Genomic DNA, 23,582 nt, shown 5'->3' with positions numbered 1-23,582 from the left:
AGGTATAGTCCACCGGGCGCCGCCCGCACAAGGGTCCGGGGCGCGAACGCGGCCGGGCCGCAACCCCGTTGGGGTTGCGGCCCGGCCGTTCCGCGGCTGCTGCCGATGCGCGCAGCGCCTACTCGCCTACTTGCGGATCAGCGAGCGCAGCACGTACTGGAGGATGCCGCCGTTGCGGTAGTAGTCCGCCTCGCCGGGGGTGTCGATGCGCACCTTGGCGTCGAACTCGACGTCACCCGCCTTGACGTGCACCGTCTCCGGGATGCCGCCGTCGTTGAGCACGGTGACGCCGGTGATCTCGAAGGTCTCCTCGCCGGTCAGGCCGAGCGACAGCGCCGAGGCGCCGGCCGGGAACTGGAGCGGCAGCACGCCCATGCCGATCAGGTTGGAGCGGTGGATGCGCTCGTACGACTCGGCGATGACGGCCTTGACGCCCAGCAGCGCGGTGCCCTTGGCCGCCCAGTCGCGGGACGAACCGGAGCCGTACTCCTTGCCCGCCAGGATCACCAGCGGGACGCCGGCGGCCTGGTAGTTCTGCGCGGCGTCGTAGATGAAGGAGACCGGCGCGTCCGGCTGGGTGAAGTCCCGGGTGTAGCCGCCCTCGGTGCCCGGCGCGATCTGGTTGCGCAGCCGGATGTTGGCGAAGGTGCCGCGGATCATCACCTCGTGGTTGCCACGGCGGGAGCCGTACGAGTTGAAGTCGCGCTTCTCCACGCCGTGCTCGGTGAGGTACTGCGCGGCCGGGGTGCCCGGCTTGATGTTGCCGGCCGGGGAGATGTGGTCGGTGGTGACCGAGTCGCCCAGCTTGGCCAGCACCCGGGCGCCGGAGATGTCGGTGACCGGGGTGGTCTCCATGGCCATGCCCTCGAAGTACGGGGGCTTGCGGACATAGGTGGACTCGGCGTCCCACTCGAAGGTGTCACCGGTGGGGACCGGCAGCGACTGCCAGCGGTGGTCGCCGGCGAAGACGTCCGCGTAGTCCTTGGCGAACATGTCCTGGTCGATGGAGGCGGCGATGGCCTCGGTGATCTCCTGGTCGGTCGGCCAGATGTCCGCCAGGTAGACCGGGTTGCCGTCGGCGTCGGTGCCCAGCGCGTCCCGGGTGATGTCGACGTTCATCGAACCGGCGATGGCGTAGGCGACCACCAGCGGCGGGGACGCCAGGTAGTTCATCTTGACGTCGGGGTTGATCCGGCCCTCGAAGTTGCGGTTGCCGGAGAGCACCGAGACGACCGCCAGGTCGTGCTCGTTGACCGCCTGGGAGACCTCCTCCGGCAGCGGGCCGGAGTTGCCGATGCAGGTGACACAGCCGTAGCCGACCAGGTTGAAGCCCAGCTTCTCCATGTAGGGGAGCAGCCCGGCCTTCTCGTAGTAGTCCATGACGACCTTCGACCCGGGGGCGAGGGTGGTCTTGACCCACGGCTTGGCGTGCAGGCCCTTCTCCACGGCCTTCTTGGCCAGGAGGGCGGCGCCCAGCATCACCGACGGGTTGGAGGTGTTGGTGCAGGAGGTGATCGAGGCGATCACCACGGCGCCGTTGTCGATCTCGTAGACCGTGCCGTCGGGGGCGGTCACCTGGGCCGGCTTGGAGATGCCGTTGGCGGCGGCCGGGGAGTCGGAGGCGGGGAAGGACTCCTTGCCGGCCTCGTCGTCGGTGTTGATGTAGTCGCGCACGGCGGTGCGGAACTTCTCGGCGGCCTCGGCCAGCACCACGCGGTCCTGCGGGCGCTTGGGACCGGCGATGGAGGGCACCACGGTGGCCAGGTCCAGCTCGATGTACTCGGAGTAGACCGGCTCGGCGGCGGGGTCGTGCCAGAGGCCCTGCTCCTTGGCGTACGCCTCGACCAGCGCCAGCTGCTGCTCGGAACGGCCGGTCAGCCGCAGGTAGGCGACGGTCTCCTGGTCGATCGGGAAGATCGCACAGGTGGAGCCGAACTCCGGCGACATGTTGCCGATGGTGGCGCGGTTGGCCAGCGGCACGGCGGTGACGCCCTCGCCGTAGAACTCCACGAACTTGCCGACCACACCGTGCTTGCGCAGCATCTCGGTGATGGTGAGCACCAGGTCGGTGGCGGTGGCGCCGGCCGGGAGCTGGCCGTTGAGCTTGAAGCCGACCACGCGCGGGATCAGCATGGAGACCGGCTGGCCGAGCATGGCGGCCTCGGCCTCGATGCCGCCGACGCCCCAGCCGAGCACGCCCAGGCCGTTGACCATGGTGGTGTGCGAGTCGGTGCCGACGCAGGTGTCGGGGTACGCCTGGCCGTTCCGGACCATCACGGTGCGGGCCAGGTGCTCGATGTTCACCTGGTGGACGATGCCGGTGCCGGGCGGGACGACCTTGAACTCGTCGAAGGCGGTCTGGCCCCAGCGCAGGAACTGGTAGCGCTCGCGGTTGCGGCCGTACTCGATCTCGACGTTCTGGGTGAAGGCGTCCCGGGTGCCGAACTTGTCCGCGATCACCGAGTGGTCGATGACCAGCTCGGCCGGCGCCAGGGGGTTGATCCGGGAGGGGTCGCCGCCGAGCTCCTTGACGGCCTCGCGCATGGTGGCGAGGTCGACGACGCACGGCACGCCGGTGAAGTCCTGCATGATCACGCGGGCGGGCGTGAACTGGATCTCCTGGCTCGGCTCGGCCTCGGCGTCCCAGCCGCCGAGGGCGCGGATGTGGTCGGCGGTGATGTTCGCGCCGTCCTCCGTGCGGAGCAGGTTCTCCAGCAGGATCTTCAGGCTGTACGGAAGCCGCTCGGAACCCTCGACGGCGGACAGCTTGAAGATCTCATACGACTCGTCACCGACTCGCAGCGAGCTGCGGGCGTCGAAGCTGTTCGCGGACACGACTGTCTCCTTCTTGGTGCGTGGGGCCACGCAATCCTGACCGACCCGGCCGACCGACCTGTTGGTAAGGTGTACCTAAGTCAGGCACCCGCGCCAGATCCGGGCCGGAGTGCGCCTCTCGGCGGATATCTCGATGTCGAGATAAACCATAGTGCATGACCGCGCCGAGGGCGACGAGAGGCATGCCCGGACGCGGACCGCCTCGGCGGACAGGCCGCCCGCCCCGCGATAATCGGGGCAGCAGGGTTGCACGGCTGTCAACCGAAGCACCGGGTCCAGGAGGCCGCCCCCGTGATCGTTGTGGACGCATCGGCGCTGGTACTCGCGCTGGCCGACCCGGGGGCGCGGGGCGACGAGGCCCGCGCGGAGCTGGCCGCCGACCCCGAGTGGGCGGCGCCCGAGCACCTCACGGTGGAGGTGATGCAGTCGCTGCGCGGACTCCACCTCGCCGGACGGCTGACCTCGGCGGAGGTGGCGGAGGTCGCCGGGCGGCTGGGCGGACTGGCGGTGCGCAAGGTCGCGGTGGAGCCGCTGCTGGACCGCATCTGGCAGCTGAAGGACAACCTCACCCCGGACGACGCCGCCTATGTGGCCGTCGCCGAGCTGCTGGACGCCCCCCTGGTCACCGCCGATCTGCGGCTGATGCGGGCGACCGGCCCGCGCTGCCCCATCCACGGCATCGGCGCGGTGCCGGTCGCCGACGGATAAGTGCCCCGCCGCCGCATCGGCAGGGCGCCACGGCGGGCGTGACCCCGGTGCCCGGCGGGTACGCGCTAGGTAGTGAGAGGTCCGCGGTAGCGGAGAGGTGGTCCACCGCCATGACCGACCAGTCGAGCAGCGCGGAGGAAGCACCGGACCTCGGGACATCGCACATCGGGACACCGCACGAGCGGTCCTGGACGCTGCCGCTCCCCCACAAGGCGGACTCGGTGCCGCTGGCGCGGGCCATTGTGCAGCAGGTGCTGCACGGGCTCGGCGATCCGGTGGACTCCTTCGCCGCGTCGCTGGCCGCGACCGAGCTGGTGGCCAACGCCCTGGAGCACACGCCGGGCGACGGCGAGGTGGAGCTGGTGCTGGACTGGGAGCCGCCGCAGGGCTTCCGGATCGAGGTCTGCGACGAGGAGCCGCTGGAGCTGGACCTGGCGGACCGGCTGCATGGCGGACCCGGCGACTCCGCCGACTCCGCCGAACCCGCCGCCCTCGTCGGCGAGCCCGGCGAACCCGGCGAACCCAGCGAGCCCGCGGAGGACGGCCGGGGCCTGCTGATCATCCGCTCGGTCGCCGACCGGGCGGGCATCCGCACCACCTCGCACGGCAAGGCGGTGTGGTGCCTGCTGGAACCCGCCTGACCGGGCGCGCGGTCTGACCGGGCGCGCGGTCAGCCGCCCAGGGTGGCGACCAGCACCGCCTTGATGGTGTGCAGCCGGTTCTCGGCCTGGTCGAAGACGACGGAGTACTCCGACTCGAAGACCTCGTCGGTGACCTCCAGCTCCGCCATGCCGGTGGTGGCGTGCAGTTGCCGGGCGACCTCGGTCTCCAGGTCGTGGAAGGCCGGCAGGCAGTGCAGGAACCTCACCCCGGGGTTGCCGGTGGCGCGGATGGTCTCCATGGAGACCTGGTACGGCCGGAGCAGCGCGATCCGCTCCGCCCAGACCTCCTTGGGCTCGCCCATCGAGACCCAGACGTCGGTGTAGAGGAAGTCGGCACCGCGCACCCCCTCGGCGACGTCCTCGGTGAGGGTGATCCGGGCGCCGGAGCGGTCGGCCAGCTTCCGGGCCTCGGCCTGCACCTCCTCCGACGGCCACACCTGCCGGGGCGCCACAATGCGGATGTCCAGCCCCAGCAGGGCGCCGGTGACCAGCAGCGAGTTGCCCATGTTGCTGCGGGCGTCGCCGAGGTAGGCGAGGGCCGTCCGCTCCAGCGGCTTGCCGGAGTGCTCCCGGACGGTGAGCATGTCGGCGAGCATCTGGGTGGGGTGCCACTCGTCGGTGAGGCCGTTCCAGACCGGCACCCCGGCATGGGCGGCGAGCTCCTCGACGATCTCCTGGCCGTAGCCCCGGTACTCGATGCCGTCGAACATCCGGCCGAGCACCCGCGCGGTGTCCTTGATCGACTCCTTGTGGCCGATCTGGGAGCCGGACGGGTCCAGGTAGGTGGTGGTGGCGCCCTGGTCGTGGGCGGCGACCTCGAAGGCGCAGCGGGTGCGGGTGGAGGTCTTCTCGAAGATCAGGGCGATGTTCCGGCCGCGCAGCCGGGGCTGCTCGGTCCCGGCGTACTTGGCGGCCTTCAGCTGCGCCGACAGGTCGATCAGAAAGCGGAACTCCTGGGGGGTGAAGTCCAGCTCCTTGAGGAAGTGCCGGTTTCTGAGGTTGAAGGCCATGCCGGGTGCTCCTGGGTGAGGGGGGCGGTAAGCCAGGAAGTCTATACGAATGTCGGCATGACTATGCAGGAAACCGCACTCATGCCACGGCGTCGCGCTCCACCGGGCAGCTCATGCAGCGCGGACCGCCCCGGCCGCGTCCCAGTTCGCTGCCCCGGATGGTGATCACCTCCAGGCCGTTGCGGCGCAGATGGGTGTTGGTGGTGGCGTTGCGCTCATAGGCGATCACCACGCCGGGTTCGACGGCCAGCACATTGCAGCCGTCGTCCCACTGCTCCCGTTCGGCGGCGTGCACATCCTGGACGGCGCTGAGCACCCGGATCGAGTCCAGGTCCAGGGCTGCGGCGATGGCGGTGTGCATCTGCTCGGGCGCATGGTCGGTGACCCGCAGGTCCTCCGGGCTGTCGCCGGGCTCGATGGTGTACGAGCGCAGCATGCCCAGGCCCGCGTACTTGGTGAAGGTGTCGCCGTCCACCATGGTCATCACGGTGTCGAGGTGCATGAAGGCCCGGGTCTTGGGCATGTCCAGCGCCACGATGCGGCGGGCCGAACCGGCCCGGAAGAGTTCATGGGCGAGGAGTTCCACGGCCTGCGGGGTGGTGCGCTCGCTCATCCCGATCAGCACCGCTCCGTTGCCGAGGACCAGTACGTCGCCGCCCTCGATGGTGGAGGGGTAGTCGCCCTCGCCATGCGACCAGACCCGGAAGCCGCCGGGGGTGTCATAGCCCGGGGCGAAGGCCGGGTGGTAGCGGTAGATCGCCTCGAAGTGGACGGTCTCGCGGTGCCGGGCGCGCTTGCGCATGGCGTTGATGGAGACCCCGTCGTAGACCCAGCAGGAGGTGTCGCGGGTGAAGAGGTGGTTGGGCAGCGGCGCCAGCAGGAAGTCGTCCAGGTCCATGACGTGGAACCGGACCGAGGTGGGCTCCTTCGCCCGGTCCAGGAACTCCCGCTTGGTCACCCCGCCGATCAGCAGCGAGGTCAGCTCGGCGGCGGGCAGCTCCTCGAAGAACTCCCGCAGGTGCCCGGTGGCGAGCGGGCCGTACTCCTTCTCGTCGAAGACCCGGTCCAGCACCAGCCGCTTGGCCTCCGGCACCGCCAGGGTGTCGCGCAGCAGGTCGCCGAAGAGGTGCACCCGCACACCGCGCCGGCGCAGCACCGCGGCGAATCCATCGTGCTCCTCCTGGGCGCGGCGCACCCAGAGGACGTCATCGAAGAGCAGCTCGTCCTTGTTGGTCGGGGTGAGCCGCTTCAGCTCCAGGTCGGGCCGGTGCAGGATGACCTGCCGGAGCCGGCCGGCCTCGGAGGCGACGTGGTAGCGCATGGGTCCTCCCGGGGAGGGGCGGGGTGCGGCGATGGCCGCACCCCACCTGTACCCATGGCGGTGATCATGGATGCCGGGCCGTCGCGGCCAGGGGCCACATCCGGGCATCGCAGCCGTGCATGGCGGCCTTACCGTCGCGGCCTTACCGTCGCGGCCTGACCGTCGCGGCCTGACCGTTGCGGCCTGACCGTCGCAGCCGGACCGTCACAGCCGGGGGTCGACCGGCTCCGACTCCAGGGCCAGCACCGCGAAGACCGCCTCGTGCACCCGCCACAGCGGCTCCCCGGCGGCGAGCCGGTCCAGCGCCTCCAGGCCGAGCGCATACTCGCGCAGGGCCAGCGAGCGCTTGTGGCCCAGGGCGCGGCCACGCAGCCGCTCCAGGTGCTCGGGGCGGGTGTAGTCGGGGCCGTAGATGATCCGCAGATACTCGCGGCCCCGGACCTTGATGCCCGGCTGCACCAGTCGGCCGCCCTCGCCGCGCACCAGCGACGCCAGCGGCTTGACCACCATGCCCTCGCCACCGGCCCCGGTCAGCTCCTCCCACCAGGCGGCGCCGGCCGCGACCGACGCCTCGTCGGCGGTGTCCACCAGCAGCCGGCCGGTGGGATGCAGCAGCGGGGTGCCGGGGCGGGCGGCGTCGGCGGTGACCAGCCGGTCGATCCACTCCAGGTGCCGGTCGTGCGGACGCACCGCGAGGTTGGCGCCCTCCGCGGCCAGCAGCTGGAAGGGCGCCAGCCGGATGCCGTCCAGGCCGTCGGTGGCCCAGCAGTAGCGGCGGTACGCCTCGGTGAAGGCGGTGGCGTCGGCGGCCCTGGCCCGCTGGTGGGCGGTCAGCCCGCCGAGGTCGGCCACCCCCCGGGCGGTCGCCTGCTCCAGCGCGGCCAGCGCGGCGGGCAGCGCGGCACCGGCGGCGGCGCCCACCGCCGCGTACTGGCGGCGCAGCAGCCCCGACGCCTTGAGCGACCAGGGCATCAACTCGGCGTCCAGCAGCAGCCAGTCGCTGTCCAGCTCGGTGAAGAGGCCGCTCTCCTCGGCGGCGTGGCGCAGCCGGTCCAGGATGCGGCCGGTGACCTCCGGGTCGTCGAGGAAGGCGCGGCCGGTACGGGTCCAGATCGCACCGGCAGCCGCGTCGGCGACGCCGAACCGCTTCTCGGCGGCTCCCGCGTCCCGGCAGAGCAGCACCACGGCGCGGGAGCCCATGTGCTTCTCCTCGCAGACCACCTGGCGCACCCCGTCGGCGAGGTAGCCGGCGAAAGCCTCCTCCGGGCGCTCCAGATAGCCGTCGCGGTGGGAGGCCGGGGTCGGCGCCATGGTGGGCGGGAGGTACGCCAGCAGCCTCGGGTCGATCGCGAAGCGGCTCATCACCTCCAGTGCGGCGGCGGCGTTCTCCTCCCGGACCGCGAGCCGGCCGTGGTGGGCGGTCTCCACCACCCGGCGGCCGGCCACGTCGGCGAGGTCCAGCGGGCGGCCCTCGCGCGCGCCGGGGACGCCGGTGTCGGCGACCGACGGGCGGACGGGCGCGTACCACTGCTGCTCGGCGTCGACCGAGACCAGCTCCCGCTCCGGGTAGCGCAGCGCGGTGAGGGTGCCGCCGAAGACGCAGCCGGTGTCCAGGCAGACGGTGTTGTTGACAAAGGACGCGGTGGGGACGGGCGTGTGGCCGTAGACCACCAGGGCGCGGCCCCGGTACTCCTCCGCCCACGGGTAGCGGACCGGCAGGCCGTACTCGTCGGTCTCGCCGGTGGTGTCGCCGTACAGCGCGAAGGAGCGGACCCGGCCGGAGGTGCGGCCGTGGTACTTCTCGGGCAGCCCGGCGTGGCAGACCACCAGCTTTCCGCCGTCCAGCAGGTAGTGGCTGACCAGGTCGCGGATGAAGGCCCGCACCCGGGTGCGGAACTCCTCCGGCTCGGCGGCCAGCTGGTCCAGCGACTCCTGGAGGCCGTGCGCGACCTTGACCTGCTTGCCGTCCAGGGCGCGGCCGAGCTTGTTCTCGTGGTTGCCGGGGACGCAGAGGGCGGTGCCCGCACCGACCATCCCCATGACCAGGCGCAGCACCCCGGGGGTGTCCGGACCCCGGTCGACCAGGTCGCCGACGAAGACGGCGGTGCGGCCCTGCGGGTGGGCGGCGTCGACCGGGCGGCCCTCGGCGTCCCACTCCAGGACGTAGCCGAGGCGGGTGAGCAGGGTCTCCAGCTCGGCCCGGCAGCCATGGATGTCGCCGACCACGTCGAAGGGGCCGGTGAGGTGGCGCAGGTCGTTGTAGCGCTTCTCGTAGACGATCTCGGCGGCCTCGATCTCGTCCGGTCCGCGCAGGATGTGGACCTTGCGGAACCCCTCCCGCTCCAGCGACTTGAGCGAGCGGCGCAGCTCGCGCTGCTGCCGGGGGATCACATGGGCGCCCAGGTCGCGGCGGTCGGGGCGGGCGGCGTTGCGCTCGGCGCAGAGGTGCTGCGGCACATCCAGCACGATCGCGACCGGCAGCACATCGTGCTCGCGGGCCAGTCGGACCAGCTGCCGGCGGGACTCCGGCTGGACGTTGGTGGCGTCCACGACGGTGAGCCGGCCGGCGGCGAGGCGCTTGCCCGCGATGTAGTGCAGCAGGTCGAAGGCGTCCGGGGTGGCCGACTGGTCATTCTCGTCGTCGGAGACCAGGCCCCGGCAGGCGTCGGAGGAGACCACCTGGGTGGGCAGGAAGTGCTTGCGGGCGAAGCTGGACTTGCCCGCGCCGGTGGACCCGACCAGGACCACCAGGGAGAGGTCGGGCACGGCGATGCGGCGGGCGGCGGTGGTCATCGGCGGTCGCCCCCTTCCGAGACGTCGGTGGCGATGGTGGTTGCTGCGGCGGTGGTCTCGGTGAGCGTGGTCTCGGTGAGCGTGGTCTCGGTGAGGGTGAAGAGCGCCAGCTGGGTCGGCGGGCCGACCTCGGGGTCGTCCGGGCCGACCGGACGGAACTCCACCGCATAGCCATGGCGGTCGGCGACCCGCCCGGCCCAGGCCCGGAACTGCACCCGGTCCCACTCGAAGCGGTGGTCGGCGTGGCGGACCTGCCCGGCGGGCAGCGACTCCCAGCGGACGTTGTACTCCGCATTGGGCGTGGTGACCACGACGGCGCCGGGGCGGGCCGCGCCGAAGACCGCGTACTCCAGGGCGGGCAGCCGGTCCGGGTCGACATGCTCGACCACCTCGCAGAGCACGGCGGCGTCATAGCCGGTCAGCCGGGCGTCGGTGTAGGTGAGCGCGCCCTGGACCAGCCTCACCCGGGCGGCCTGCCGCTCGGACATCCGGTCCAGGCGCAGTCGGCGGGCGGCGATCGTGAGGGCGCGGGCGGAGACGTCCAGGCCCACCACCTCGGTGACCCGGGCGTCCTTGAGCAGCGCCGCGACCAGCTGGCCCTGCCCGCAGCCGAGGTCCAGCACCCGGGCGGCGCCGCGCTCCCGGAGCGCCTGGAGGATGGCGTCGCGGCGCTGCACGGCCAGCCGCAGCGGGCTGCCCTCGGGGGCCTCGGGCTCGGTCTCCGTCTCTGGCGGCGTTGCGGCGTCGGTCTGCGGCTGCGGCTCCTCGTCCGCCACCGCGTTGTCGATCTCCTCGGCCTCACGGTCGTCGGCCTCGGCCAACCGGGCCAGCTCCAGCCGCTCCATGGCATCACGCGCCAGCGACCAGCGGCGGGAGAGGTAGCGGCGGGTGATCAGGACCCGCTCGGGGTGGTCCGCGAGCCACCCCTCCCCGGCCCGCAGCAGCTTGTCGACCTCGTCCGGCGCCACCCAGTAGTGCTTGGCGTCGTCCAGCACCGGCAGCAGGACATAGAGCTGCTGAAGCGCGTCGGCGAGCCGCACGGTGCCGGTCAGCTCGGCCCGTACATAGCGGGAGTCCCCCCACTCCGGGAAGGACGTGTCCAGCGGCAGCGGCTCGGCCTCGACCTGCCAGCCGAGCGGTGCGAAGAGGGCGTGCACCAGCTCCGGGCCGCTCCGCTCGCCACCCGCCTTGGCGGGCAGCGCGGGGACGGCGATCCGCAGCGGCAGCGGGGTCGCCGCCAGCTCGGGGCGGGCCTCGCAGCGGCCCCTGAGGGCGCTGGCGAAGGCCGTCCGCAGCGCGACCGCCAGCAGCGAGGATGCCGCATACGGGCGGTCGTTGACGTACTGGGCGAGCGCGAAGTCGGGCGAGCCGCCACGGCCCTTGCCCTTGCCGCGCCGGACCAGCGCGATGGGGTCCACGTCCAGCAGCAGCGCCGCCGTGCAAGCCGCGTCGCTCGCCTCGGGGTAGAAGACATGGGCGTCGCCGTAGGAGGTGGCGAAGCACTGCGCCCGGCCGGGGTGCTTGTGCAGCAGATAGCCCAGGTCGGTGGCGGGTCGCTCCGCGGTGCCGGTGGTACCGATCGTCAGGAACACCTGTACGAGTATTCCCGTCGGGATCGGCCGAGCGCACCGGTATTTCACGCGCGTCACCGCAGTCCAGCCGGTGGTCCGGTTCGGCATCGGGGGGCGGGATTGGTTAGCGTGCACGGTGTGACGACTGAATCTGCATCCCCCCGGGGCGGCGCTGTCGCCGCCGGTCTCGCCACCATCGCCGACGACGGCACCGTGCTGGACACCTGGTTCCCCGCGCCGCGACTGGCCGACGAGCCCGGTCCGGCCGGCACCGTACGGCTGTCCGCCGAGGAGGCCGTCGCCGAGCTGGGCGAGGGCGCCGCGCAGGCGCTGCGGAAGGACTCGCGGCGCGGTGTCGAGGTGGTCGCGGTGCGTACCGCCATCTCCTCGCTGGACGACAAGCCGCTGGACGCGCACGACGCCTATCTGCGACTGCACCTGCTGAGCCACCGCCTGGTCAGGCCGCACGGCCAGAACCTGGACGGCATCTTCGGCCTGCTGCCCAACATCGCCTGGACCAGCATCGGCGCGGTCCAGGTGGAGCGGGTCGAGCAGGCCCGCCTGGCGGTCCGCGCCGAGGGCGGCCAGCTGGCGGTGTACGGGATCGACAAGTTCCCCCGGATGACCGACTTCGTCACCCCCACCGGGGTGCGCATCGCACACGCCGACCGGGTGCGGCTCGGCGCCCACCTGGCGGTGGGTACCACCGTGATGCACGAGGGGTTCGTCAACTTCAACGCCGGCACGCTGGGCACCTCCATGGTCGAGGGCCGGATCAGCGCGGGCGTGGTCGTCGGCGACCACAGCGACATCGGCGGCGGCTCCTCGATCATGGGCACCCTCTCCGGCGGCGGCAAGCAGATCGTCTCGGTGGGCGAGCGCTGCCTGCTGGGCGCCAACGCCGGGATCGGGATCTCGCTCGGCGACGACTGCGTGGTCGAGGCCGGCCTCTACGTCACCGCAGGCACCCGGGTCACCCTGCCCGACGGCAAGGTCGCCAAGGCCCTGGAGCTCTCCGGCCAGAGCAACCTGCTCTTCCGCCGCAACTCCCAGACCGGCACGGTCGAGGTCATCGCCCGCTCCGGCTCCTGGGGCGGCCTCAACGCCGAACTCCACGCCCACAACTGACCCCCACCCCACCCCGGCCCCCGGCCGCCCCCACGCGGGCCCGGGGGCCGAGCGCTCTCCGCAGCGCTCTCCTCCCCAGGGCCACTTCAGGGCTGCCGCACTCTGCCTCGTCGGCCTCAATCACCTTCGATGGGGCGCGCGCTCTCCCACAGTTCCTCGGCATGAGTGGAGAAGCGGTCGAAGAGTCCGCCTGCCTGGTTCCTGCGGAGGTGCATCAGCGGCGAGTCATGTCCGGCTCCCCGGGAAAGGTGAGGAGTCACCAGGGCGTCGTTGTCGAACCTGAAGACCGACAGGGAGACGAAGTTCACGGCGTCCTCGGGGGAGCAGAAACGGGCCTCGACGCCAGGTACCCCTTTGAGTTTGGCCACGTTCTCCAGGGTGATCCTGATGCGGGTGGAAACGGTGAGGGCCACATCCTCGATCCGCTCGCGCTGCTGGGTGACGTCCCCGTCAGGCTCGCCCAGAAGGAACCGGATACGACACCCCGCCTCGGCCTTGCTGCGAACGGTTGCGTGGAACGCCGGCTGCTCCAGCCATAGGAAGTAGTTCGTGTATCCCGCGAACACCAGATCGGTGCGAGCGTTGGCGATGAGCTGAGCCCACACCGAACGGCGATGCCCTCGGCGCCCCCGTTCATGGCGGAGTTGATCCTGCGGCGTCCGACGATGCATCTGCGGTGGTTGGGGCTGTCGGTGGACGATCCGGATGCGGGGCGAAGGGTGCGGACGTTTGCGGCGCTGACGCTGGCGGGGTGGGGGCTGGGCGGGCTGCTGGACTCGGTGCAGCTGTGTGCGTCGGAGCTACTGGGCAACTGCGTCAAGCACGCGCGGCTGTATGGCCGCTGGCAGGTGGGGGTGGCGTTGCGGGCGTGGCCCGCGTGGCTGGTGCTGGAAGTGTCGGACGACGACCCGCGTCCGCCGGTACTGCCCACCCCGGACGTGGAGGACGACCCGGAGGCGCTGCTCGCCACCCGCAGGCGGGGCCTGGGCATTGTGCGGGAGCTGGCGGACGACGTGTGGTGGCAGCCCCGGGAGAGCGGGGGCAAGACCGTGCTCGCCCGGTTCGCCACCGGCAAGCGATGGTCGCGGTGAGCCGGTCGCGGATGTGGGTGCTGGGCCCCGCCTCCGGTCCTCGGGCCCGCCGAGTGAGGCGGGCCCAAGGGCCGGGGGCCGGGTGGCCGGCGGTCAGCCCAGTTGGGATGCCACGCGGGAGGCGATCAGCTCCAGGTGGTCCAGGTCGTCCAGGTCGAGGATCTGGAAGTAGAACCGCTGGGTGCCTGCCTCGGCGTAGCGGCCGATCTTGTCGACGACCTCGTCCGGGGTACCGGCCAGGCCGTTCTCCCGGAGTTCGGCGGGCTCGCGGCCGATGGCGGCGGCTCGGCGGGCCACCTCGGCGTCGTTGGTGCCGACGCAGGCCACCAGGGCGCTGGAGTACACCAGCTCATCGGGGTTCCGCCCGTACTCGCGGGCAGCCTCCCGCACCCGGCCGAACTGCGCCCGGGTGTCCTCGACCGAGGCGAACGGCAGGTTGAACTCGTCGGCGTAGCGAGCCGCCAGCGCCGGGGTCCGCTTGGCTCCGGTGCCGCCGATCAGTACCGGCACCCGCTCCTGGACGGGCTTGGGCAGCGCTGGGGAGTCCTTCAGCTGGTAGTAGGTGCCCTCGAAGTCGAAGGTCTCGCCGACCTTGGTCTGCCAGAGCCCGGTGACGATGGCCAGTTGCTCCTCCAGCCGCCCGAACTTCGCCTTGGGGAACGGAATGCCGTAGGCGGTGTGCTCCGCCTCGTACCAACCCGCGCCCAGGCCCAGCTCGACGCGTCCGCCGCTCATCGCGTCCACCTGAGCCACCTGGATGGCGAGGACACCGGGCAGCCGGAACGTCGCCGCCGTCATCAGCGTGCCCAGTCTGATGCGGCTGGTCTCCCGGGCGAGCCCGGCGAGGGTGATCCAGGCGTCGGTGGGGCCGGGCAGGCCGTCCACGTCGCCCATCTTGAGGTAGTGGTCGGAGCGGAAGAAGGCGTCGTAGCCCAGCTCCTCCGCAGCCTTGGCGATCCGCAGCAGGGTGTCGTAGGAGGCGCCCTGCTGGGGTTCGGTGAAAATACGAAGATCCATACCCCCTATCCTGCAACGCCCACGGGGCAACATCCGACAGAGACGCCTCCCGAGTCGCTGGGCGGCAGGTACGCTCCCTCCTGACTGACAATCACATGAGCATGGGGGAGCACATATGGCTGGTCATAGTGCGACGGAGGGCTGGGCGCCGACCGGGATCGACACCTCCGTGCCGAGCATCGCCCGGGTCTATGACGCAATGCTCGGTGGCAAGGACAACTTCGCGGTGGACCGAGCGGTCGCCGAGAAGGTCCGGGGCGTCCTGCCGATCAGCAAGGAGAGCGCCTGGGAGCACCGCGAGGTGCTGGCGCGCGGCGTGCGGTACCTGACCTCGCAGGGCATCGACCAGTTCCTGGACCTGGGGTCGGGGCTGCCCACCGTGCAGAACACCCACCAGGTCGCACAGGCCGCCAACCCCAAGGCGCGCGTGGTCTACGTCGACAACGACCCCATCGTCCTCACGCACGGCCGCGCGCTGCTGGCCGGGGACGCCCGGACCAAGGTGGTCACCGCCGACCTGCGCGACCCGGCCGACGTGCTCTCCCGCCCCGAGGTGCGGGAGCTGATCGACCTCGACCGGCCACTCGGGCTGCTGCTGGTCGGCGTGGTGCACCACCTCGCCGACACGGAGGACCCGGCCGGCGTGGTGAAGCAGTACCTCGACGCCGCCGCGCCCGGCAGCTTCCTCTTCCTCACCCACTTCCGGTCGCAGCCGCCCACCACCGACGCGCTGGAACAGGTCTTCCTCTCCATGCTGGGCAGCGGCCGGTTCCGGACTCAGACGGAGATCGAGGCGCTGTTCGAGGGGCTGGAGATGGTGGAGCCCGGTGTGGTCGAGCTGCCGAGGTGGCGCCCCGACGGGCCTCTCCCCCAGGCCACGGACGGCCCGAGCAACCTCATCGCGGCAGGCGCCGGACGCAAGCCCGCCGTCTGAGCAGCCCCCGTCAGCCGGGGCAGGGCGGTTGAAGGGTGACCGTGACCGGGGCGGCCCGCTCCGGTGGCTCGGCAGGGTCGGGGTCGGGGTCCGGCACGAGGTCGGGGTCGGGGTCGCGGTCGCGGTCGGGTTCCTCGTGGAGGGTGCGCAGCAGCTCGGTGACGGCGTCCTTGCACTCCGCCGCCGCGTCGACCGCATCGATGCACTGCCAGTACAGGGCCTCGGTGTCGGCGCCGCAGGCCACGATGATCAGCGCCTCGGCCACCTCGTGGATCAGCCCCCGCAGCTCACGCAGTACGGCGCCCGGCTCGGCCAGCTCGGTGAGCCGGGCCGCCCTGCCGAACCCCGTCCAGTCGTCCGGCGGCCGGTCCAGACAGCCCCCGGCATGGCCGCCGGCCTCGGCCAGCAACTGCGCCCCCGCCCGCAGCGCCTCCTCCCCGTGCAGGGCCAGATGCCCGCCCACCGCCTCGGTGAGCGCACACGCCTGCCATGCCTCCACCAGCACCTCCGGCACACTCCGCGCCTGGGTGAGCGCATGCCTGGTGGACCTGATCAACCGCAGCGCTTCCATCCCCGCCGCTCCCTCCGCGATCGGACGATCCGTCGGGCGCTACGGTGCCCGTCCCGGCGGGACCGCGCAGCGGGGGCGCCGGAGCCTGTGGACAGACCCCGGGGTGTGGATAACCGCATCGCCCGGACGGGTGACGCAGAACGTCCCATCCGGGCGATATCGAACACGCGTACGACGTATCAGCGACTCCGGGCAGGCGGCCCGACGGGCCCATCCGGCACCGGGAAGCGCAGCTCATTGCGGTCGATCTTGGCCGCCAGCGCCTCCAGCGGATCCACCCCGAGCACCGCGCAGAACTGGAGCAGATAGGCCAGCACATCGGCCACCTCGTCCCGCACCCGGTGCGCCCCCTCCGGGTCGTCCATCACCCGGGCCGCCTGCTCCGGGGTCAGCCACTGGAAGATCTCCAGCAGCTCCCCCGCCTCCACGCTCAGCGCCGCCGCCAGGTTCTTGGGCGTGTGGTACGGCTGCCAGCGGCGCGCTGCCGCGAACTCCACCAGGCGGCGCTGAAGTTCCTCGACACTGCGGTTCACGCTCTCGTTCACGCTCTCGTTCATCGCACCAGGTCTACCGCATCCCCGCCGCGCGGCAGCTGCACGGGTACCCGGCCGGCGGCCTCCGGCCGCAGCAGAGTGCGGCCGGTCCGTGGATCACGGCCGCAGGCCACCAGCTCCGCCCCTGCCTCCTTCCGGGCGCACGTGGCGTCCTGGAGCACGGCGATCACCCGGGCGTGGCCCGCGTCGGCCGTCTCCCGGGCCAGCCGCAGCAGCCGGGCCGCCTGGTCGTGTGCCAGCCCCGCCGCCATGTCCTCGACCGCGACGGTGAGCAGCCGCCGCTCCCACGGCACCTCCTCCGCCGGGTCGACATCCAGCACATCCGCACCGGTCAGCAACACCGTGGCGAAGGCGAGGTAGCGCAGCATCCCGTCCGCCGCCAGGTCGGCGGTGGTCCGTCCCGACTCCCCCTCCTCGAACGCCGCCAGCACCTCGGGAATCCGACCGCGCCCGCCACTCCCGCCGCGCACGCCACGCCACTCCACGCCGATCCCGGAGAGCGGATGCGGAGCCGCCGCCCGGACCGCCCTGACCAGCCGGCCGTAGCGGTGGCGGCACTCGCCCTGCATCCGGGCCAGCACCGCCGAGATGTTGGCCGCCGACCCGACCAGCCGGGCGCGCGGATCGGCGACGGCCCACCCCCGCATCAGCCGGGGCACCGGATCGGCCGTGAACACCTCCCGCAGCGCGGTCAGCAACTGCTCGGCGGCGGCCAGCACCCGGCGCTCGCCCGCCGACGACCCGGCGACCCGCAGCGGCACCTGAGCGGTGATCAGCGTGTCGCTGGCAAAGGGCGCCCGGATGTCGCCCTGCCTGCCGTCGTTGTGCCAGGTGACATTGATCCGGCCGCGCGCCGCGCTCTGCTCCCCGGTCTCCAGCAGCGGCTCCGCGCCCGCCAGCAGCCGTTCCCGGACGATGCGCGGCCCGCCGTCGCCGAGGTCCACCGCCACGTCCAGCCGCACCGGTCCGCCACCGGTCCGCACCGTGCAGCCGAGGACGAACCCGCGCTCCCCGTACGGGACGCAGCCCGCCGCCCCGCCGCGCACCGGCTCGGCGAGCGGGCCGGGGCCGCCGCCGTCCAGCGCCGGGCCGATCGGCTCGCCGACCGCCAGCCGGGAGAGCACCGCCAGCGCGTCCAGCGCATTGGACTTCCCGGCGCCCGAGGGGCCGTGCAGCACGGTGAGCGGGCCGAGCGGCAGTGCGGCGCGACGGTAGGACTTGAAGGCGCCGAGCCGCAGCTCCGCGAGGAACGGGCGGACGACGTCGCTGCTCATCCGAGGACCGTAGCGAGGCCGCCGCCCGGCGAAACGTCCCGCCGCTGCGACTTCATCCCCGCGTGTCGCGGACTCCACCGCACCGGGTGAGGGGCGGCACCGCCGTCACGGCCCGCGTCACGGCCCGCGCCACCACCCGCGTCACGGCCCGCGTCACGGCCTGTGGTACGCCGCCACCGTCACCGCCGCCGTCACCTCGACCGGGTCGGGCAGCTCCGCCAGCCGCGCCGCCAGCCGCTCGGGATCGGTGTGCCAGGCACTGGGACCCATCGCCACCACCGCCTCGACCCCGGCCCGTGCGAGGGCCAGCGTCCACCGCACCTCGCGCCGCTCCCCCGGCACCAGATACGGACCGAGCTTCTCGGCGATCCGACGCTCCTTCTCCTCGTCCACCGAGAGCAGCCCCAGCGGGCCGACCAGCTCCCGCAGGTGGCGGGCGGTCGGGGAGACCACCAGCAGGGTGCCGCCGGGCCGCAGCACCCGCCGGATCTCGGGGCCGTTGCGCGGCGCGAAGACATTGACCACCAGGGCGGCCGAGCCGTCCCGCAGCGGCAGCGTCCGCCAGGCGTCGCAGACGACGGCGCCGATCCCGGGGTGGGCGCGGGCGGCCCGGCGCACGGCGTACTTGGAGATGTCCAGGGCGGCGCCGGGCCGGTCCGGCACCCGGTCGAGCACCGCCGCCAGATAGTGCCCGGTGCCGGCGCCCAGGTCGGCGACGCAGCCGCCGGCCGGGCCGTCGGCGAGCGCGTCCGCAGCGGCGTCCGCCAGGGCCTCGGCGATGGGGGCGTAGTGGCCGGCGCTGAGAAAGGCGTCCCGGGCGGCGACCATCGCGGCGGTGTCGCCGGTGCCGGTGTGGGCGTCACCGGGGAGCAGGCTGACGTAGCCCTGACGGGCGATGTCGAAGGAGTGCCCGGCGGCGCAGCGCAGCGTCCGCCCGTCCGGCGCGAGGGCCGCCCCGCAGTGGGGGCAGGCCAGGTACTCCGCGATGTGCTGCAACGTTCCGGTTCCTCGCCATCCAGTCCGACGGCCCAGGGTACGGGGGTCTCCGGTGGGCGGGGAAACGGACCGGGGGCTCAGCCCTCGCCGTCGCCGTCCGGACCACCCTCCTCATCGTCGTCCTCGTCCTCATCCGCGTCCTCGTCGTCGTCGGATTCGGACTCGGGGTCGGCGACGGTCCAGGCGGCCAGCCGCTCGGCGATGCCCACCACGCCGATCCGCCCCTCGCGGACGGCCCGGGCGAGGCTGCGGACCTCCCGGGTGGTGGTGGCCACGGTGGCGCCGCCGGCCACCAGGTAGGCATAGGCGGCGGCGGTGGCGAACAGCTCGTTGGAGCGCTCCAGGGCGGGCGCGCGCATCAGCTGGTGGAGCAGTGCGGCGGCCCGGTCCTGGGGTTCCGGGTAGACGGGGATGTCGAACACCTCCGCCTGGTGCCGCGCCACTGCGGCGAGCAGCGATCCGTAGTCGGTGACCTGCGGATCCCCGGGGGTGTACTGCTCCGCCATCATCAGCAGCCACGCCAGATCGACCCGTACGTTCAACGTCGCGCGCCCCTCGCCGCCTCGTCCGCATCGCCGAACTCGGCGACAAACGCCGTCTCGTACTCCTTCATGAACTGCGCGGCGGCGTCGACAAAGGCCCGGCCGGTCTCGCCCATGTCCTGCTGGACCAGCCGCTCGATGTACTGGTTCATGCTGATCCCCTGCGCCTCCGCCCGCTCCCGGGCCATCTCCGCCGTGGACTCGTCCACCCGCACATTCAGCTGCTTCTTCCCCATCCCACGAAGCTAGCGCCAATGCGCTAGCATGACAAGCACCACAGCAGGGGCAACAGCAGAGGCAGTGAACGCGGAGAGGACCGCCGCATCGTGGGACCAGCCATCGGACACCGGGCGCAGACCGTCGCCGAACTGGCCGGGTGCGCCGCCGTGTTCCTGCCCGCCGATCCGCCCCGGGCCGGGCGGGTGGCGTTCTGGCACCCCGACGGCGCCGCGCCGCCCGACGGGGTCGGCGAGGCCGAGGAGGTCACCGTCGTACGGCCGCACGGCGCGGGCGGCGCGCGGCGGCACACGGTACGGGCGGCCGTGCTGCCCGTGCAGCAGGCGGTGCCGGTGCTGAGCCGGGCCCGGGCCCGCGCCGGGGCCACGCCCTCGGCGGCCTTCTGGGGCGCGGGAGCGGTGCTCGCACTCCAACTGGCCGCCCGTGGCCGACTGCTGCCCGGCCTCTCCGCCGCCGATGCCGACGCCTGGCGGGTCGGCCCGCTTGGGGCGGACGACGTACGGAGGCTGCGCGAGCTGGCGGCGGCGATGCCCCCGGAGGCGCACGCCGTACCGCTGCCGGGGCTGACGCCCCTTCACCTCCCCGAGCCCGAGGCGCTGCTGCGGTCCTTCCTGGACGCCGTCGCGGACGGCCTGCCGCGCAGCCCCACAGCCCGGATCGCCGCCGGGGCGGCCCCCTACGCCGCACCCGAACCCGTCCGGCTGCCCGAGCAGCGCGGCTGGGCGGCGGAGGTCGCGGCCGGCCAGGACGCCGGGGTGCGAGTGTCGCTGCGGCTGGAGCTGCCCGGCCTGACCGAAGCCGCAGCCCAAGGCGCAGGTCCGGCAATGGACTTGGGTGACGACGACGCCCCGTTCCGCGCCGTCGTCCAGCTGCACAGTCTCGCCGACCCCACCCTGGTGGTGGACGCGGCCGCCCTGTGGGCCGGGGCCGCACCCGCCGTCGAGGACGCCTTCGGCCCCCGTACCCGGGTGGACACCCTGCTGACGCTGCGCCGGGCCGCCCGGGCCTGGCAACCGCTCACCCGGCTGCTCGGCGCGGCGGTGCCCGGCGGCCTGGAGCTGTCCGACGCCGAGGCACAGGAACTGCTGGGCGAGGCCGCCGCCCGGCTGGCCGCCGCCGGGGTAGAGGTCCACTGGCCCCGGGAGCTGGCCCGCGAACTCACCGCCCACGGCATCGTGGAACCGACCCCGCAGGCCGCCTCCGACCTGCCCGGATTCCTCTCCGCCGAGGAGCTGCTGACCTTCCGCTGGCGGCTGGCCGTCGGCGACCGGGAACTCACCGAGGAGGAGCTGGACCGGCTCGCCGAGGCACACCGCCCGGTGGTACGGCTGCGCGACCAGTGGGTGCTGGTCGACCCCGAGCTGGTCCGGCGGGCCCGTGAGCGGCAACGCCGGCCGCTCACCACCCTGGACGCGCTCGGCGCCGCCCTGACCGGCACCGCCGAGGTCGGCGGGGAGACCGTCGCCGTGGACGCCTCGGGCTGGCTGGCCGAGCTGCGCGACCGCATCGCCGACCCGGAGGCCGCCGCCCGCCGCGAACCGGTCGGCCCGCCCGCCGCCCTCGCCGCCACCCTGCGCGACTACCAGCTGCGCGGCCTGGCCTGGCTGCACCGGATGACCTCCCTGGGGCTGGGCTGCTGCCTCGCCGACGACATGGGCCTGGGCAAGACCGTCACCCTGATCGCCCTCCATCTGCACCGGCAGCAGGAGCCGTCCGCAGCGGGGCCCACCCTGGTGGTCTGCCCCACCTCGCTGCTGGGCAACTGGCAGCGCGAGATCGAGCGGTTCGCCCCCGGCACCCCGGTACGCCGCTTCCACGGCGCCGGACGCGACCTGGACGAGCTGGCCGAGGGCGAGTTCGTCCTCACCACCTACGGCACCATGCGGCTGGACGCCGAACGGCTGGCCGCCGCCGGGCCCTGGGGCATGGTGGTCGCCGACGAGGCCCAACACGTCAAGAACCCGCGCTCGGCCACCGCCCGGGCGCTGCGCACCATCGGCGGCCGGGCCCGGGTGGCGCTCACCGGCACCCCGGTGGAGAACAACCTCTCCGAGCTGTGGGCGCTGCTCGACTGGACGACGCCCGGCCTGCTGGGACCGCTGAAGTCCTTCCGCGAGCGCTACGCCCGCGCGGTGGAGGGCGAGTTGGACCGGGCCACCGCCGACCGGCTGGCCCGGCTGGTGCGGCCGTTCCTGCTGCGGCGCCGCAAGTCCGACCCGGGCATCGCCCCGGAACTCCCGCCGAAGACCGAGACCGACCGCGTGGTGGCGCTCACCCGTGAACAGGCGGCGCTGTACGAGGCGGTGGTGCGCGAGGCCATGGGCGAGATCCGGGCCGCCGAGGGCATCGCCCGGCGCGGTCTGGTGGTCAAGCTGCTCACCGCGCTCAAGCAGATCTGCAACCACCCGGCGCAGTTCCTCAAGGAGCAGCGGCCCAGGATCGCCGACCGGTCCGGGAAGCTGGAACTGCTCGACGAACTGCTGGACACCGTGCTCGCCGAGGACGCGGCCGTGCTGGTCTTCACCCAGTACGTGCGGATGGCCCGGCTGATCGAGGCGCATCTGGCCGCACGCGGCGTGCCGGCGCAGTTCCTGCACGGGGGTACGCCGGTGAAGCGCCGCGAGGAGATGGTCCGCCGCTTCCAGGAGGGCGCCGCGCCGGTCTTCCTGCTCTCGCTCAAGGCGGCGGGCACCGGCCTCAACCTCACCCGCGCCGAGCATGTCGTCCACTACGACCGCTGGTGGAACCCGGCCGTGGAGGACCAGGCCACCGACCGGGCGTACCGGATCGGCCAGACCCAGCCGGTGCAGGTGCACCGGCTGGTCACCGAGGGCACGGTGGAGGACCGCATCGCGGAGCTGCTGCGGCGCAAACGGCAGCTGGCCGACGCGGTCCTGGGCGCCGGTGAGGCGGCGCTGACCGAGCTCAGCGACGCCGAGCTGGCGGACCTGGTGGAGCTGAGGGAGGCCGGGCGGTGACCCCGGCCCGTCGTACGGGTAGTGCCGGGGGCGCCCGGTCGCGGACCTTCCCGCCGCTGCCGCCGCGCCCGGGCAGCCGTGGGCCGTTCGCCGCCTCCTGGTGGGGCAATGCGTGGGTGGCGGCGCTGGAGGGCGGCCAGGGCGCCGAGGGGCGGCTCAGCCGGGGGCGCACCTACGCCCGGGGTGGGGCGGTGGGCGAGATCACGGTCTCGACGGGCCGGGTCGACGCGCGGGTGCAGGGCAGCCGCCGGACCCCGTACCGGACCTCGGTGGCCCTCCCGCAGTTCGGCGACGCCGACTGGGACCGGCTGCTGGAGGCCGTCGCCGCGCACTCCGGGCATATCGCGGCGCTGCTCGACCGGGCGATGCCACCGGAGCTGGCCGAGGACGCCCTGGCGGCCGGTGTGCCGCTCTTCCCCCGCCGGGAGCAGCTGGAGCCATCCTGTAGCTGCCCCGACTGGGGCCATCCGTGCAAGCACGCGGCGGCGGTCTTCTACCAGGTGGCCCGGCTGCTGGACGAGGACCCGTTTGTGCTGCTGCTGATCCGGGGCCGGACCGAGCAGGAGATCGTCGACGACCTCCAGCGGCGCAATGCGGAGTACGCGGCGGCGGAGGCGGCCGAGGCTCCGCCGGTGCCCGCCGCCGCCCCGGCCGGGGTGCCCGCCCGTACGGCGTTCGCCGCCGCCCGGTCCGGGCTGCCCCCGCTGCCGCCGCCACCGCCTCCGGTGGACCGCCCGGGGCCGGTGCCGGTGCTGAGCGGCTCCGCCGAGCCGGGCGCGGGGATCGATCCGGCGGCGCTGGAGTTCCTGGCCGCCGACGCCGCCGCCCGTGCGGCACGGCTCCTCGCCGACGCGCTGGCCGAGGGGCACCCGGAGAGTCCGCTCCCGGTGGAGTTGACGGTGCGCCAGGATACCGTTCGGCTGGCCGCCGCCGAACCGCCGCCGCACGTCCTGGCCCGCCTCGCGGCCGACGCCACGCCCGCCGGGCCCGCCGCACTGGCCCGCGCGGTGAGTGCCTGGCGGTACGGCGGCCCGGCCGGGCTGGCGGTGCTGGACGAGGCGTGGACCCCGGCTCCGGCGGCGCTGGCCCGCGCCCGCGACGAGCTGTCCCCCGCCCGTACCGGGGAAGCGCTCCCGGAGCTGCGCAACCGGCGCAACCACTGGACCGCGCCGGGCCTCGGCGTCCAACTCCGCCTCGACCCGGACGGCCGCTGGCACCCCTACCGCCGCGAGCGGAACATCTGGTGGCCCGCCGGACCGCCCGACCGCGACCCGGCCGCCGCCCTCGCCGCCGCCCTCAACACCCCCGACTGAACCCGACTGAACCCGGCCCGGCCAAGTCAGCTGGACGAAACCAAGCC

General features: G+C 73.3%; 19 protein-coding genes and 1 pseudogene. 7 read left to right on the top strand and 13 right to left on the bottom strand.

The annotated features are described in order from the left end of the window. Positions 1-126 precede the first annotated feature (126 nt). Positions 127-2,835 carry an aconitate hydratase AcnA gene (acnA, locus tag C7M71_RS23170; RefSeq protein ID WP_111490051.1) on the bottom strand — a complete coding sequence of 903 codons (2,709 nt, stop codon included), beginning with the start codon at positions 2,833-2,835 and terminating at the stop codon, positions 127-129. 291 nt (positions 2,836-3,126) lie between these two features. On the opposite strand from acnA, the gene C7M71_RS23165 reads away from it, so the two are divergent. Further along, entirely contained in the window at positions 3,127-3,543 is a 417-nt protein-coding gene (locus C7M71_RS23165; protein WP_111490050.1) for a type II toxin-antitoxin system VapC family toxin, read from the top strand. Positions 3,544-3,653: 110 nt separating this feature from the next. Further along, on the top strand, positions 3,654-4,184 hold the full coding sequence (locus C7M71_RS23160) for an ATP-binding protein (protein ID WP_111490049.1): 531 nt from the start codon (positions 3,654-3,656) through the stop codon (positions 4,182-4,184). A gap of 29 nt (positions 4,185-4,213) precedes the next feature. Here the strand turns inward: C7M71_RS23160 and argF are convergent, their stop codons facing one another. From argF to C7M71_RS23140, 4 genes are all read right to left on the bottom strand, one after another. Further along, on the bottom strand, positions 4,214-5,215 hold the full coding sequence (argF, locus tag C7M71_RS23155) for an ornithine carbamoyltransferase (protein ID WP_111490048.1): 1,002 nt from the start codon (positions 5,213-5,215) through the stop codon (positions 4,214-4,216). Between the two features lie 79 nt (positions 5,216-5,294). Beyond that, a complete protein-coding gene (locus C7M71_RS23150) occupies positions 5,295-6,536 on the bottom strand; it encodes an arginine deiminase (RefSeq protein WP_111490047.1) in 1,242 nt (413 codons plus the stop codon). A 204-nt stretch (positions 6,537-6,740) separates the two neighbouring features. Then, on the bottom strand, positions 6,741-9,329 hold the full coding sequence (locus C7M71_RS23145; RefSeq protein ID WP_114914518.1) for a polynucleotide kinase-phosphatase: 2,589 nt from the start codon (positions 9,327-9,329) through the stop codon (positions 6,741-6,743). Next, the gene (locus C7M71_RS23140) at positions 9,326-10,921 is read right to left on the bottom strand and encodes a 3' terminal RNA ribose 2'-O-methyltransferase Hen1 (protein ID WP_111493103.1); all 1,596 of its coding nucleotides are present in this window, start codon (positions 10,919-10,921) and stop codon (positions 9,326-9,328) included. Before C7M71_RS23140 ends, C7M71_RS23145 begins: the two co-directional genes overlap by 4 nt. A 117-nt stretch (positions 10,922-11,038) precedes the next feature. Between C7M71_RS23140 and dapD the strand changes: the two genes are divergently transcribed. Then, complete coding sequence (dapD, locus tag C7M71_RS23135) at positions 11,039-12,028, top strand: 2,3,4,5-tetrahydropyridine-2,6-dicarboxylate N-succinyltransferase (RefSeq protein WP_111493105.1); 990 nt, start codon at positions 11,039-11,041, stop codon at positions 12,026-12,028. 116 nt (positions 12,029-12,144) lie between these two features. Here the strand turns inward: dapD and C7M71_RS23130 are convergent, their stop codons facing one another. Beyond that, the gene (locus C7M71_RS23130; RefSeq protein ID WP_175607727.1) at positions 12,145-12,633 is read right to left on the bottom strand and encodes an XRE family transcriptional regulator; all 489 of its coding nucleotides are present in this window, start codon (positions 12,631-12,633) and stop codon (positions 12,145-12,147) included. A 9-nt stretch (positions 12,634-12,642) separates the two neighbouring features. Between C7M71_RS23130 and C7M71_RS23125 the strand changes: the two genes are divergently transcribed. Next, positions 12,643-13,119 carry an ATP-binding protein gene (locus C7M71_RS23125; protein WP_111493102.1) on the top strand — a complete coding sequence of 159 codons (477 nt, stop codon included), beginning with the start codon at positions 12,643-12,645 and terminating at the stop codon, positions 13,117-13,119. Between the two features lie 93 nt (positions 13,120-13,212). Here C7M71_RS23125 and C7M71_RS23120 read toward each other — a convergent pair whose 3' ends face one another. Beyond that, complete coding sequence (locus C7M71_RS23120; protein ID WP_111493101.1) at positions 13,213-14,136, bottom strand: LLM class F420-dependent oxidoreductase; 924 nt, start codon at positions 14,134-14,136, stop codon at positions 13,213-13,215. Positions 14,137-14,251: 115 nt separating this feature from the next. Here C7M71_RS23120 and C7M71_RS23115 point away from each other — a divergent pair, with 115 nt between their 5' ends. Continuing rightward, the gene (locus C7M71_RS23115; RefSeq protein ID WP_111493100.1) at positions 14,252-15,070 is read left to right on the top strand and encodes an SAM-dependent methyltransferase; all 819 of its coding nucleotides are present in this window, start codon (positions 14,252-14,254) and stop codon (positions 15,068-15,070) included. Positions 15,071-15,080: 10 nt separating this feature from the next. Here the strand turns inward: C7M71_RS23115 and C7M71_RS23110 are convergent, their stop codons facing one another. From C7M71_RS23110 to C7M71_RS23085, 6 genes and pseudogenes are all read right to left on the bottom strand, one after another. Beyond that, positions 15,081-15,641: a DUF6099 family protein gene (locus C7M71_RS23110; RefSeq protein WP_175607726.1), complete on the bottom strand. Its 561-nt coding sequence runs from the start codon at positions 15,639-15,641 to the stop codon at positions 15,081-15,083. A 179-nt stretch (positions 15,642-15,820) separates the two neighbouring features. Beyond that, positions 15,821-16,198 carry a nucleotide pyrophosphohydrolase gene (locus C7M71_RS23105; protein WP_111493099.1) on the bottom strand — a complete coding sequence of 126 codons (378 nt, stop codon included), beginning with the start codon at positions 16,196-16,198 and terminating at the stop codon, positions 15,821-15,823. Continuing rightward, on the bottom strand, positions 16,195-17,469 hold the full coding sequence (locus C7M71_RS23100; protein WP_114914517.1) for an AAA family ATPase: 1,275 nt from the start codon (positions 17,467-17,469) through the stop codon (positions 16,195-16,197). The genes C7M71_RS23105 and C7M71_RS23100 overlap by 4 nt, the downstream gene beginning before the upstream one ends. 153 nt (positions 17,470-17,622) lie before the next feature. Further along, positions 17,623-18,465 carry a putative RNA methyltransferase gene (locus tag C7M71_RS23095; RefSeq protein WP_111495472.1) on the bottom strand — a complete coding sequence of 281 codons (843 nt, stop codon included), beginning with the start codon at positions 18,463-18,465 and terminating at the stop codon, positions 17,623-17,625. Positions 18,466-18,638: 173 nt separating this feature from the next. Beyond that, positions 18,639-19,007 (bottom strand): annotated as a pseudogene (locus C7M71_RS23090) (fic family toxin-antitoxin system, toxin component); the annotation flags it as partial. Further along, positions 19,004-19,243 (bottom strand): toxin-antitoxin system HicB family antitoxin, encoded by a 240-nt coding sequence (locus tag C7M71_RS23085; RefSeq protein ID WP_111495475.1) that lies wholly within the window; start codon positions 19,241-19,243, stop codon positions 19,004-19,006. The pseudogene C7M71_RS23090 and the gene C7M71_RS23085, both read right to left, overlap by 4 nt. Positions 19,244-19,333: 90 nt before the next feature. Between C7M71_RS23085 and C7M71_RS23080 the strand changes: the two genes are divergently transcribed. Together C7M71_RS23080 and C7M71_RS23075 are read left to right on the top strand one after the other, a co-directional pair. Beyond that, complete coding sequence (locus tag C7M71_RS23080; RefSeq protein ID WP_229758867.1) at positions 19,334-22,222, top strand: DEAD/DEAH box helicase; 2,889 nt, start codon at positions 19,334-19,336, stop codon at positions 22,220-22,222. Then, on the top strand, positions 22,219-23,535 hold the full coding sequence (locus C7M71_RS23075; RefSeq protein ID WP_114914516.1) for an SWIM zinc finger family protein: 1,317 nt from the start codon (positions 22,219-22,221) through the stop codon (positions 23,533-23,535). The genes C7M71_RS23080 and C7M71_RS23075 overlap by 4 nt, the downstream gene beginning before the upstream one ends. Positions 23,536-23,582: the final 47 nt, after the last annotated feature.

Origin of the sequence: Peterkaempfera bronchialis (assembly GCF_003258605.2) — a bacterium.
Classification (GTDB): domain Bacteria; phylum Actinomycetota; class Actinomycetes; order Streptomycetales; family Streptomycetaceae; genus Peterkaempfera; species Peterkaempfera bronchialis.
Note: the sequence above shows the minus strand (reverse complement) of the source record. Positions and strands in the feature narration are given on the sequence as shown.

Bases quoted from the DNA above. Each gene is read 5' to 3' on its own strand.
- C7M71_RS23105 (WP_111493099.1), bottom strand. From the start codon at position 16,198: ATGAACGAGAGCGTGAACGAGAGCGTGAACCGCAGTGTCGAGGAACTT.
- argF (WP_111490048.1), bottom strand. From the start codon at position 5,215: ATGGCCTTCAACCTCAGAAACCGGCACTTCCTCAAGGAGCTGGACTTC.
- C7M71_RS23100 (WP_114914517.1), bottom strand. From the start codon at position 17,469: ATGAGCAGCGACGTCGTCCGCCCGTTCCTCGCGGAGCTGCGGCTCGGC.
- C7M71_RS23150 (WP_111490047.1), bottom strand. From the start codon at position 6,536: ATGCGCTACCACGTCGCCTCCGAGGCCGGCCGGCTCCGGCAGGTCATC.
- C7M71_RS23085 (WP_111495475.1), bottom strand. From the start codon at position 19,243: ATGGGGAAGAAGCAGCTGAATGTGCGGGTGGACGAGTCCACGGCGGAG.
- C7M71_RS23120 (WP_111493101.1), bottom strand. From the start codon at position 14,136: ATGGATCTTCGTATTTTCACCGAACCCCAGCAGGGCGCCTCCTACGAC.
- C7M71_RS23115 (WP_111493100.1), top strand. From the start codon at position 14,252: ATGGCTGGTCATAGTGCGACGGAGGGCTGGGCGCCGACCGGGATCGAC.
- C7M71_RS23125 (WP_111493102.1), top strand. From the start codon at position 12,643: ATGCCCTCGGCGCCCCCGTTCATGGCGGAGTTGATCCTGCGGCGTCCG.
- C7M71_RS23160 (WP_111490049.1), top strand. From the start codon at position 3,654: ATGACCGACCAGTCGAGCAGCGCGGAGGAAGCACCGGACCTCGGGACA.
- C7M71_RS23110 (WP_175607726.1), bottom strand. From the start codon at position 15,641: ATGGAAGCGCTGCGGTTGATCAGGTCCACCAGGCATGCGCTCACCCAG.
- C7M71_RS23145 (WP_114914518.1), bottom strand. From the start codon at position 9,329: ATGACCACCGCCGCCCGCCGCATCGCCGTGCCCGACCTCTCCCTGGTG.